The organism is Arthrobacter sp. 10T413_2 (genome assembly GCF_056394205.1).
Map to the genome: position 1 here is coordinate 1 of NZ_JBFTHK010000133.1, position 11,932 is coordinate 11,932.

Genomic DNA, 11,932 nt, shown 5'->3' on the forward strand with positions numbered 1-11,932 from the left:
AACCGGCGGCCTGGCAGCTGAGCGCGAGCGACTCGACGCCGGAGCTCCAGGTGGCCGGCGGGGCGGGTCTGGCGGGCTACCTGTCCGGTTCGTCCACCAATTTCCCGGTGGTGTTGCGTTTCGACACCCTCGCCGTGAAGATCCCGTAGGCCCGGGGACCTGGGGGAGGCCATGACGATGCTGAAGTCACCGCAAGGGGCCGCCGGCGGCCGCCGGGCACCGCACCGGCTGCTGGACAAGCTTGTGGCGGCCCTCGCGGCTTCAGCGCTCGCATTCTCCCTGGGGTTTGCGGCAGTGGCTCCGGCAGCGGACAGCGCCCCGGACGGTTCGCGGATCTATGTGGGCGGTGACTTCACTGTGCGGATCAACTGAGGGGCACGCCGGCCAAGGAGGCGAAACCCTTAAGGCCAGAGGAAGTGGTCATGTCATGACCTGGCGAAGAGAATCGGACGCCGGAACCGCCACGGAGACCGGCGCCGGCGGCACCGGCGGTCCGCCGCGGGCCCATCCGGCCTCCCGCCGCGCCGCCGCCCTGGCCCTTTCCCTGGCTCTCGCCCTGGCCCTCTTCCTCGCCGCGACGCTCGCGGGGGCACCCGGCGGTGTCACGGATTCCGCACCCCTGGACCCCGCCGACCCCAAGACCCCGGTGACCGTCACGGCGGACAGCCTGCCCACCGCCCAACACGACGGCGTCGCGTGGCAGTCGACCGTGATCGGGAACACGGTTTACGTGGTCGGCCAGTTCAGTAACGCCCGCCCCTACGGCGCCGCGCCCGGGACGCAACTGACCGCCCGGCCCAACATCCTGGCCTTCGACATCACCACGGGGCGGCTCATCACCGGCTTCGCGCCCGTCCTGAATGCCCAGGCGCTCGCCGTGGCGGCGTCGCCGGACGGCTCGCGGTTGTACATCGGCGGCGATTTCACGTCCGTCAACGGCGTGCAGCGGTGGCGGGTCGCCGCCCTGGACCCCGTGTCGGGAAGCCTGATCGGGTCGTTTGCGCCGAGGATGAACGCCAGCGTCCGGGCCATCACGGCCTCGGCCGGGACCGTGTGGATGGGCGGCACCTTCACAGGCGTCGGGTCCGCTGCCCGCTCGCGCCTCGCGGCCGTCAGCGCCGCGAACGGTGCGCTGCTGGCGTGGGCGCCGGTTGCCGCAAGCGCCAAAGTCAACGCCCTGGCCCTTTCTCCCGAAGGCACGCGGGTGGTGGCCGGCGGGGCGTTCACCACGTTGAACAACTCCTCCCGCCCGGGCTACGGGCTCGGCATGGTTGACGCCGTCACCGGCGCCAGCCTGCCCCTGCAGGCCAACGACGTCGTCCGCGATGCCGGAACGGACTCGGCGGTGCTGTCGCTGTCCACGGACGGCACGAGCTTCTACGGCACCGGCTACATCTACGGCACGGGCGGCAACCTCGAAGGCGCCTTCGCGGCCAACTGGTCGGACGGGCGGATCAAGTGGGTGGAGGACTGCCACGGCGATTCGTATGGCGCCTTTGCCACCGATACCGCGGTCTATGTCGCCGGCCACCCGCACTACTGCGGCAACCTGGGGGGATTTCCCGAAGTCACCCCGCGCGTCTGGCACCGGGCCGTCTCCTTCAGCAAGGCCGCAACCGGGACGCTCGTGCAAGATCCGCTCGGCTACCCGTCGTTCACCGGGCAGCCCGCACCGTCGCTGTTGAACTGGTTCCCGGACATGGACACCGGAACGGTCAGCGGCCAAAGCCAGGGCCCCTGGGCCGTGACCGGCAACAACACCTATGTGGTGATGGTGGGGGAGTTCCGCAACGTCAACCAGCAGCCGCAACAGGGCCTGGCCCGGTTTGCACGTCGGGAGGGGGCGCCCAACCTGCAGGGCCCGCGCGTGACCGGGGCCGCGTTCGTGCCCACTCTCTCAAGCCCCGGCGCGGGGCAGGTCAGGGTGCAGTGGCAGGCCAACTGGGACCGCGACAACTCGAACCTTAGCTACAGCATCCTGCGCGACGGAAATCCCGTCCCGGTCCACACCGTCTCGGCGCAGTCCACCTTCTGGCAGCGCCCGGACCAGGCGTTCACCGACGCCGGCCTTGCTGCCGGCCAGCACAGCTACAGGATCTCCGTCCGGGACCCGATGGGGAACACCGTCACGGGCGACAGCCGCAGCATCACCATCGCAGGCGCCACCGGCACCCCGCCGACGGCCGCGTTCACGGCCGGCACCACCGGGCTGACGGTCAACGTCGACGCGGCGGCGTCGACGGACCCCGACGGCACCATCACGGGCTACTCGTGGGCGTTCGGCGACGGCGGCACCGGCACCGGCGTCACGGCGTCGCACGGCTACGCGGCCGCCGGAACCTACACGGTCACGCTGAGCGTGACCGACAACAGCGGCGCCACCGGCACCACAAGCCAAGCCATCACCGTCACGTCCGGCGGGGTCCTCGCCCAGGACGCCTTTGCCCGCACGCTGGCCACCGGCTGGGGAACGGCGGATGCCGGCGGAGCGTGGTCGCTGAACGGCTCGGCGTCGTATTTCTCGGTCAGTTCAGGGCAAGGGGCCATGAGCCTGGCCGCAGGCCGGGGTCCGTCCGCTTTCCTGCCGTCGGTTTCCACCGCCGCCAGCAACGCGCTCGTGACGGTGTCGCTGGACAAGATCGGCAACGGAGGAGGCTCCTACCTCGGGGTAACCGGCCGTCGCGTGGGTACGGCCGAATACCGCGGCAAGGTCAAGGTGGCGGCCAACGGGGTGAGCACCCTGCAGCTGACCCGGCTCGCCGGCGGCGCGGAGACCGTGCTCGGGCAGTTCACCCCGGGAATCACGCTGACGGCCGGACAGCAGCTGCAGCTGCGGGTGGAGGTCACCGGGACCGCGCCCACCACACTCCGGGCGAAGACATGGCGCACGGGATCCACGGAGCCCGGAACATGGAGCGTCACGGCCACCGACGCCACCGCCGGCCTGCAGGACGCGGGATCCGTCGGGCTGCTGTCCTACCTGTCCGGTTCCGCGACCAACGCGCCTGTGCTGGCACGGTTCGACAACCTCGATGTGCGGTCCGGCTGAGGAGACAGGGCAGATATGGAACCAGGAAGGCCGGGAACGGGAACCCGTCACCGGGATATCACTCCAGAAATGACGACGCCGAGCGAAGGAGGACACTGATGTCCTGGAAAGTTGGGGGAGCGCCCGCGCTTCATCGCCATGGAGGACGGCCCGGGAGCAGTCACCGCTTCCGTCGTTGGCGTAACCGGCTGCCGGCCGCTGCGCGGGCCTGGAAGGCGGGTGCCGGCGCCGTGCTGGTCACGACCTTGGTCCTCGCGGCCGCCCCGGGCGCCGTCGCGGACTCGGCGCCCGCCGACCCCGGCCTTCCCTCGAGTCCTGTGACGGTCACGGCGGATTCGCTGCCGACAGTCCAGATTGACGGGGTGGTGTGGCAGCAGGCCGTCATCGGCGACACGGTGTACGCCGTGGGCAAATTCAGTGCTGCCCGGCCCGCCGGGGCACCGGCCGGGGCGCAGACGACGCCGCGGAAGAACATCCTGGCGTTCAGCCTGAGTACGGGCAAGCTCATCACCACGTTCACGGCATCCCTGAACGCCCAGGGCCTTGCGGTGGCCGCGTCCCCGGACCGCAAGAGGCTCTACGTGGGTGGCGATTTCACCCAGGTCAACGGCCATGCTGTACGCAAGGTGGTGGCCCTGGACGCTGCGACCGGGGCCGTGATCCCCGGCTGGGCCCCGCCGATGTCCGGGTCAGTCCGGGCGATCGTGGCCACCCCGGACACCGTCTACCTGGGCGGCGCCTTCACCACCGTCGGGTCCGCCTCGAGGTCGCGGCTGGCGGCGGTCCGTGCTTCCGACGGCGCCCTGCTGGCATGGCAGCCCGCGGCCCACGGCGGACGGGTCAATGCCCTCGTGCTCGCCCCTGACCGCAGCAAGATCGTCGTCGGCGGTGCTTTCACCACGCTGAACGGCAGCAGCGACCCGGGCTTTGGCCTCGGCGCCGTGGACGCGGTCAGCGGAAGGAACCGGGCCACCCCGGCCAACAAGCTCGTGCGCAACGCCGGCACCTACGCGGCCGTCACCTCGCTCTCGAGCGACGGGACCAGTTGGTACGGGACGGCGTTCCTCCTGGTCTCCGGCGGCGGCACCGGAAATCTTGAGGGGTCCTTTGCCGCGAACTGGCAGGACCTCGCCATCACGTGGATTGATGACTGCCGCGGCGACTCGCACAGCATCTTTGCCAGCAGCACCGCCGTCTACAAGGCGGGGCACTCGCACGACTGCGGGAAGATCGACGGCTTCCCGGAATCCGACCCACGCTCCTGGCACCGCGCGCTCGCCTACAGCAAGGAGGCCACGGGCACCTTGACCCGGCCCAGTTCACGGCTTCCAAGCTTCCTCGGCCAGCCCATGCCAACGCTGCTGGTGTGGTTCCCGGACCTGGACACCGGTACGGCCACCGGCCAGAACCAGGGCCCGTGGACCGTTGCCGGCAACGATCAGTACGTGGTGATGGGCGGCGAGTTTCTGAACGTCAACCTGCGCGGGCAGCAGGGGCTGGCACGATTCGCCGTGAGCAGCCTCGCCCCCAATAGGGAGGGGCCGCGGTCCTCCGCCGCGTCCACCCAACCCGTGCTGGCTTCGCCGTCGACCGGCACGATCTCCGTCAACTGGCAAGCCAACTGGGACCGTGACAACTCCAGGCTGACCTACAAGTTGTACCGGGACGGGAAGATCATCAGTACCCGGACAGTCTCGTCCAGGTTCTGGTACCGGCCCTCGATGCAGTTCCTCGACTCCGTGCCGGCCGGAACCACCCACGATTACAAACTCGTGGCCAACGATGCCTTCGGCAACGCCATGACGTCGCCGACCGTGAGCCTGACAGCCAAATGACCGGCACGGCACATGGCAGACAAACAGGGCCGGATCCGTCACGGATCCGGCCCTGCACCTGCACGTTAGTAGTTGTAGCGGATGCCGCCGGTCTTGCCTTCCACCAGGAGGCCCTGGGTGTCTGCCCAGTGGTTGCTCGTGGTCAGTCCGGCCACGGTGCTGGCAGCGCGGCTGATGACCCGGATCGGGTACTTCGAGCCGTTGCCGAAGTCGAACTGATTGCGGCCGAGCTTGTTGTTCGAGACCGTGACGGTGATCTTGGAGTACTTGCCGTTGTCGATGTTGATCGACGTCTGGCCGTCATCCACCCAGTTTTTGTCGACCACCACATTGGCGAGTTGGGCAACATTCTGCTGCAGCATGATGCCGGTACCGGCGTGAGTGCCGCGGGGATTCGGCGCGCTGCCCGTGCCCGGCTTGGAGTTGGCCACGATGTTGTTGCCGACGATCCGGATGTTCTGGCCGCCCTGGACCTGGATGCCGTCATTGTGCGTGCCGTCGCTGTGCGCGGGGTCGTAGGACCAGTACGTCAATCCGTGGATGTAGTTGCCTTCGGCCGTCACGTTGGCGGTAACGGGGCCGCCGGGGCGGTTGAAGATGCCCAGCCCGTCGTTGGAGCCCTGGATGTGGTTGCGCCGGGCCGTGTAGTCGTGGCCGACGATCCCGTCGCGGTAATAGGATGGCCTGTCCGGGACGATGGTGCTGTCCTGGACCACGAGGTTGACGACGGCGGCGCTGGTGGCGTCGACAACTCCGGTATTGGACTTGGGGATCGCTTTGCCGCCGTGCAGCCGGCTGTTCTTGATGACCACGTTCTTGGCGCGGACCTTGACGTCGCCGTAGATGTCCAGGCCGTCCAGGACGGTGCCGTCCGTGGTGATGACGAGGTCCGCGCCCGAGGTGTTGTAGGCCCTCAGGGCCGTTCCGGCCGGAACGCCGGTGGTGGACGCGCTCGGCTGGTACGCACCGAGGGTCAGCGCGGCGGGCGCGAGTGCGGGCGCCGCCTGGACAGCCGGCGCCGCGGTCAGGGCGAGGGCAGTGATTGTCACCGCCGCAGCACCTGCGGCATACGTTGCGCGGATGTTTTTGCGCTGGATCTTTTTCAAGCCAATGGCCATCGTGTCATACCTCTATTGTCTTGCTCTCCGGGCACGGGGGATCCTACGGACATAGCGGAACGGGCGGGAGGCCCTCGAGCCTGTCTGCCGGCGGCGTGCAGGCCGCGCCGGTATGTTGCGTGGTGCGTTGTCAGCGCGAGGGGTGTTCTCGGGGCCCAGGGAGACGTGGGACCTGGGCGGGGCGTGGGCGGACCCGCGGCACTCGTGACTGACTTCCCGGGCGGTATCCCCGACCCCGGCTTCTGAGCCAACACGCTAGCTGAGGTACTGCGACGTTGCAAATTGATAACGCCCTTTCATAGCGCATTCCAACTTGATCACGCCCTGGCGCGTCGCTTGCGACACGCCTGAAAAACAGCCACGAATCCGGCGTTCGCGGCAGCCGGCCCGGTCGCGGTGAAAGGGCATGAAAACTATTTTCTGCGGTATTCGCTGTAGACGTAGCCGAACGCGCCCGCAGCCATGCCCAGACCCCGGGCGGCCGTCCGCATTCCCTTGGCCTGATGCCGGGACGATCCGCTGATGACCCCGGCTGCCAGACGTGCCGTGCCCCCGGCGAGGCGGACTGAACCGGACCCCAGGCAAACGCCCCTGGCAGCCAGCCGGGCCGCGGCGCCGGCAGCAAGTTCCAGCCTGACCCTCGCGGCGGAGTTGCCGCTGCGCAGGGCTCGGCGCAGTACCCAGCCGCGGGTCAGCCGCGACGACGGAACCCGGTCCACCACCACGGCCTCGTCGCACCACAGCATGGCCCCGCCGCGCTGGACGAGTTGGCGGGTGAACAATGTGTCCGAGCCTCCGCTAAGGCCGAAGCGTTCATCAAACGAGAGCCGCAGGGCCCGGACCTGCCGCAGGTCCAGGAGGAGATTGTTGGTCGCCGCCACGTCCAGCCGGGTCCCGGTGGCGAGCCTGCGGCGGTGGAAGAAGTTTCCGGCTTCGATCCAGGGCTCCGGCTCGTGTTCATATTCGCTGATCACAGGACCGACGACGGCGGCGGCGCCGGTGGAGCGCTGCAGCCCCACCAGCTGCGCCAGCCACTGTTCCGACGGCACCTCGTCGTCGTCAATGAAGACAAGCAACGCGCTCGACGCCGCTTCCCGGAGGGCGCGGTTCCGCGCCGCCGCGATCCCGGGCTTCGGCTCATGGACGTACCGGACCAGCCCCGGCGGGAGGGCGCCCGCGAGCTGCTCAACGATGGGGCGGGCGCTCGCCGCAGGGTCGTTGTCGATCACCAGCACCGTGGCGGGCCGTTCCGCCGGCGGGTCGTTCCGTGGCCGGCCCGATCCGGCCTGGCGCATGCCGGCCTGGCCGGCCAGCCGCGGCAGCGCCAGGGCGATGTCCTCCGGCCGGCGGTACGTCAGCACCGCGATGACGAGGCCGTCCGCCGCGAGTCCCACGGCGGACCCGTCCTCCGCAAGGCGGGCGCCGGGATGGGTCATGTCAGCCATTCTGACCTTTCGTCGTCGAGGCTTGCCGGGCGGCAGGCCGTCCTAGGAGTGTCCGGGCTTGTTCGACGTAACCGGAGAGCGTGTCCCGGTGGAAGACCCGCAGCGCGGCGAGCGCGAGGGCGGCAAAGACAGCGAACCCGCCAAACAGAAGCCACACGCCGGACATGCCGGCCAGGGCCAAAACCCAGTACCCCGCCGCGCCCCAGGCCGCGGCGTGCACCGCGGGGAAGATGGCCGCCAACTGGGACTTCAGGCTCACCCCGGTCAGCCGGGACTGGATGCGCAGGAGCACGGGGGTGAGGAGGAAACCGGCGGCAGAGTACCCGACGGCGACGCCGAGGACGCCGAACTGGAGCCCGATCACGATGCCTCCCACCTGCACGACGGCGGCCAGGATCTCATACCGGACGATCAACCCGCCCTGGCCCAGGCCCTTCATGAGGGAGGGGGTGACGTAGAAAATGGTCTCGCGTGCGCCCCCGATGGCGAGCACACTGACCAGCCCCGCTGCGGGCAGCCACTCGGGACCTAGGACCAGGCCCACGAGCTCCGGGGCGGCGCAGGCCACAAAGGTCATCAGCGGAACCGCCGAGATCGCCAGCAGCCGCGTCGCGGACACAAGGCTTGCGGCCACCTTCTCCGGGCTGCCCGCCGCCCGGGAAAAGGCCGGAAACATGACCCTGTTGACGGTTTGCCCGATCAACTGCACGGGGATGACGAGGATGCGGTAGGCCATCCCGTACAGCGACAGGGCGGCGACGCCGAGCACGCGGCCCACCAGGATGTTGTCCAGGTTCCGGGAGAAGTAGGCCAGGCAGTCCGTGGCAAAGACGCTGACGCTGAACCGGAAAAGCGGCGCGACTGTCCGGAAGGCGAAATTGGGGACGGGCCCCCGGCTGGCCGCCAGCAGCAACGCGCTGCAGACAAGGTCCGTGGTGACCACCTGGTACACCATGGACCACGGGCCGGCCCCGGCCAGCGCCGCGCCGATCCCGGCCGCGCTGCCCGCGGCGGCCGCGGCAATGTCCGCCGCGCCCACCTTGTGGAGGGCCAGCTCCCTGGACAACATGGCCCGCGGCGTAATGGCCAGGGCTTTGACGGGGATCGCCAATGCCAGCAGCCGGAGGATCGGCTCGAGCTCAGCGACGCCGAAGAACTGGGCGATCCCGGGGGCGGCGGACCAGGTCGCCATCCCGAGCAGGACCGCCACCAGCAGGTTCAGCATGGCGGTGGCCCCCGCCATGCGGCGGGTGACTTCGGCGCGCTGGACGAGCGCCGCGGAGAGGCCTTGGTCCAGCAGGAGCGCCACGAGGCTGATGTACACCGTGGCTGCCGCGATGACGCCATAGCTCTGCGGTCCCAGGAGCCGGGCCAGCACCACGGCGCAGAGCATCTGGAAACCCTGCCGGGCCAGCACTGCTCCGAAGCTCCAACGGACGCCCCGCGCCGTTTTGGGCCGCGTGCCCGGACCTGTGGCGGTGCCCGGGGCGGCACGGCTGATCACAGCAGCCTGCCCGCAGCCTGCGCCAGATGCCCCGCCATGAGGGTCCCGTAGCGTTCCGGGCTGTGCCTGCGGCCCGCTTCCGCAGCGTCGAAGCTGGCGCTGGACCGGTAGTCCTGCCACTGGCCGGCGACGCGGGCGAGCGCGGCGGCGAGCTCCACGGGGTCGCCGGGCTCGACGAATTGCGCCGACCGGTAACCCGCGGCGGCCTCCCGCAGGCCCGAGGTATTGCTGACGACGACGGGCCGGGAAGCCAGGACAGCTTCGACGGCCGTATTGCCGAACGGCTCGTCGAGCCGGGAGGGCACCACCACGACGTCGGACTCCGCAAGGAACGGCCAGACATCATTTTGGAAGCCATGGAACCTGACGTGGTCTTCGGCGCCGTGGGCGCGGACCTGGCTCCGCAGGCCGGCCTCGTAGTCCTCGTACCCCGGGAAGACCGCGCCGACCACCGCCAGCCGGGCCGGCACGCCGTCCCGGCGCAGCCGCAACAGCGCGTCGATGGCGATGTCCACTCCCTTGCGGTGGGACAGCCGTCCGACATACAGGATGCGGAGCCCCCCGTGCAGGTCCGGCCGGGGCGGTGCGGGATGGGCCGGCCCGGGGACCCCGTTGTAGAGCACTCTCGAGCGGCCGAGGAGCGCAGGGAGCGCCGCAGCCAGCGTGTCGGAGCTGAACTGGCTGTTGGTCAGGATGCCGCGGGAGAGCAGCAGAGGCAGCGCAAGGGCCGCGCGGAGCGCCCGCGGGGCGTTGGCCTCCGCCTCATGGACGTGGGTCACCACGGGTACACCCGTCAGCCGTCCCGCGGCCGTCCACAGGGGGACCGTAATGGTGTTCGCCAGGATGACGTCCGGGCGCGCACCGCGGATCACGCCGATGCTGCGGAGGAGTCCGTGGACTGAGGTGCCGGCCAGCTTCACCAGGCCCGGGGCCGTGAGCAGGCTCTTGCGCAGCACCGGCGTCGGGGACAGGATTACGGCGGCGCCCCGGCGCTCGAGTTCGGCCACGAGGGGCCCCGGCGACGGCAGAGCCACCAGGACGCGCGCACCGCTCCGGTGCAGCCCGTCGATGGTTTCCAGCAGCACCCGGTCCGAACCGTAAAGGTCCGCGCTGGGGTGTGCCACCAATACCGAGAATCGCTCCCCGCCAGTCCTCATCGTGTGCCCCCTCGATTGGTACCTCGGCGGAAGGCACCACCGAACAGGACCGGCGCCGCTGCTGATGCAGGAACACCGATCCGGTCACGGGGACGTGTCCCCGGGACCTGTTGTTGAGACCCGCCACTGAGACCTGCCGCCAGGACCTGTTTCCGTTGCTGCCCGGAGTCACATGGTGTCCGGACCTGCAGGCTGGTCCTAGCTTAGGGAAAAGACTACGGCCGGTCCCGGAGTTTGGCTAGGAATCGGGCCCCGCCGCCAAAGACACAGAAGCAAAAAGCTTCCGCATGGCACGGACGCAGTCAATAATGGTGCGTCAAGGGACCATGAAGGACCGTGCCGCTGCAGGCACGGCGTGGTGGCCGTATGGGGGTTCGCTTGGAACTGTCTGAGTACGGACGCGCAATCGCGCGGGGCTGGCTGGTTGTGCTTGCGTGCCTGCTCGCCGGCATCGGCATTGCCTGGGGTGTCACCGCGACGGCGAAGCCGGTGTATCAAAGCACCGTCAAGTTCTATGTCGTGTCGCCGCCGTCCGCGGGGCAGTCATCCCTGCAGTCACTAGAGCTGTCGCGGGGGCGCATCGCCTCCTACGCGAGCCTGATCAAAAGCGACAAGTTTGTTGAGCGGCTGGTCAGCAGCAGTTCCACCGGCCTGTCGGCGGCGGACATTGCGGAGAGCGTCACTGCCTCGGCGGACCAGGACACGCTGATGCTGACGGTCGTCGTGAGTCTTCCGGACCCCGCCAAGGCCAACCAGGTGGCCCGGGAGATCGTCGCCGGCCTGAACCCGGCGCTGGACAACGTCGAGGCCAGGACCCAGAGCGGCGGCGGCCAGACGAACCTGAACGTGGTGGCCGGCCCCACCGCTGAGACGGACCCGGTGTCCCCCCGGCTTGCGTTGAACCTTGGCCTCGGCGCCCTGCTTGGCCTCGGCGCAGGCATCGCGATCGCGGTCACACGCCGGATGATGGACCATACGCTGCGGACTCCCGAAGAGGTCGAAGACGCGTCCGGGCTGCCGCTGCTGGCGCGCGTCCCGGCCAGCTCCGAGGCGGGCACCATGTCCGACATCCTGAATAGGCGGCAGGCTTCCCTGCTGGACGAGGCGGCACGCCGGCTCCGCACCAACATGGACCACCTGTCCGCCCTGCCGGCCTCCGGCGTCGTGCTCATTTCATCGGCGCGGGCGGGGGAAGGCAAGACGACCGTGGCGCTCATGCTGGCCCGGGCCTGGGCAGATGCGGGCGAAAAAGTCCTTGTTGTTGAAACGGACCTGCGCCGGCCCCGGCTGGCAAAAGAGCTCAAGCTCGGCAACGCACTTGGCCTCGCCGAGGTTCTTGCCGGCCGGGCGGGCCTGACCGGCGTCATCCAGAAAACGGCCAGCGACCGCCTTCACATTGTGGCCGCGGGCTCGGTTCCCGAGAACCCGACCGAACTTCTGGCGGGCCAGACCATGACGGCCACCCTGGGCGAGATGCGCGGCAGCTACAGCCGCATCATCCTGGACGCCCCGGCCATGCAGCCCCTCAGCGACGCTGCCTTGCTGTCGGTGCAGGCCGACACCACAGTGCTGGTGGTCAGGTACCAGACCGTGACGCGCGAACTGCTGAGCGCGTCCCTGCAGAACCTTGTGCTGGTCAAGGCGACGGTGACGGGTGCCGTGCTGAATGCCCTTCCGCTCCGCCTGTCCGAAGGCCGCAATCAGCGCCCCGGGAAACCGGGCAAGCTGCGAAAGCAGAACAAGCCGGGCCGGCTGCGCAGGCCGAGCCAACGCTCCAAGGGCACGCCCCCGGCGGTGCCCGCAGAACCGGCACCGGTCAAGCAC

The 11,932-nt window shown here is 69.5% G+C and carries 8 protein-coding genes; 4 read left to right on the forward strand and 4 right to left on the reverse strand.

Annotated features, from left to right (window positions below):
* Positions 1-171: 171 nt before the first annotated feature.
* From AC1DBQ_RS17290 to AC1DBQ_RS17300, 3 genes are all read left to right on the forward strand, one after another.
* The gene (locus tag AC1DBQ_RS17290; protein WP_476929686.1) at positions 172-372 is read left to right on the forward strand and encodes a hypothetical protein; all 201 of its coding nucleotides are present in this window, start codon (positions 172-174) and stop codon (positions 370-372) included.
* A 55-nt stretch (positions 373-427) separates the two neighbouring features.
* Positions 428-3,049, forward strand: coding sequence for a PKD domain-containing protein (locus tag AC1DBQ_RS17295; protein ID WP_476929687.1), 2,622 nt, complete (start codon positions 428-430; stop codon positions 3,047-3,049).
* Between the two features lie 230 nt (positions 3,050-3,279).
* A complete protein-coding gene (locus AC1DBQ_RS17300; protein WP_476929688.1) occupies positions 3,280-4,884 on the forward strand; it encodes a hypothetical protein in 1,605 nt (534 codons plus the stop codon).
* A gap of 65 nt (positions 4,885-4,949) precedes the next feature.
* Here AC1DBQ_RS17300 and AC1DBQ_RS17305 read toward each other — a convergent pair whose 3' ends face one another.
* The 4 genes from AC1DBQ_RS17305 to AC1DBQ_RS17320 form a co-directional block, all read right to left on the reverse strand.
* Entirely contained in the window at positions 4,950-6,002 is a 1,053-nt protein-coding gene (locus AC1DBQ_RS17305; protein WP_476929689.1) for a right-handed parallel beta-helix repeat-containing protein, read from the reverse strand.
* A gap of 413 nt (positions 6,003-6,415) precedes the next feature.
* The gene (locus AC1DBQ_RS17310; protein WP_476929690.1) at positions 6,416-7,438 is read right to left on the reverse strand and encodes a glycosyltransferase family 2 protein; all 1,023 of its coding nucleotides are present in this window, start codon (positions 7,436-7,438) and stop codon (positions 6,416-6,418) included.
* A gap of 1 nt (position 7,439) precedes the next feature.
* Positions 7,440-8,951 carry a lipopolysaccharide biosynthesis protein gene (locus AC1DBQ_RS17315; protein WP_476929691.1) on the reverse strand — a complete coding sequence of 504 codons (1,512 nt, stop codon included), beginning with the start codon at positions 8,949-8,951 and terminating at the stop codon, positions 7,440-7,442.
* Positions 8,948-10,108 carry a glycosyltransferase gene (locus AC1DBQ_RS17320; RefSeq protein ID WP_476929692.1) on the reverse strand — a complete coding sequence of 387 codons (1,161 nt, stop codon included), beginning with the start codon at positions 10,106-10,108 and terminating at the stop codon, positions 8,948-8,950. The genes AC1DBQ_RS17315 and AC1DBQ_RS17320 overlap by 4 nt, the downstream gene beginning before the upstream one ends.
* A 378-nt stretch (positions 10,109-10,486) precedes the next feature.
* Between AC1DBQ_RS17320 and AC1DBQ_RS17325 the strand changes: the two genes are divergently transcribed.
* Positions 10,487-11,932 (forward strand): tyrosine-protein kinase domain-containing protein (locus AC1DBQ_RS17325; RefSeq protein WP_476929693.1); only part of this gene is annotated, 1,446 nt, incomplete at its 3' end.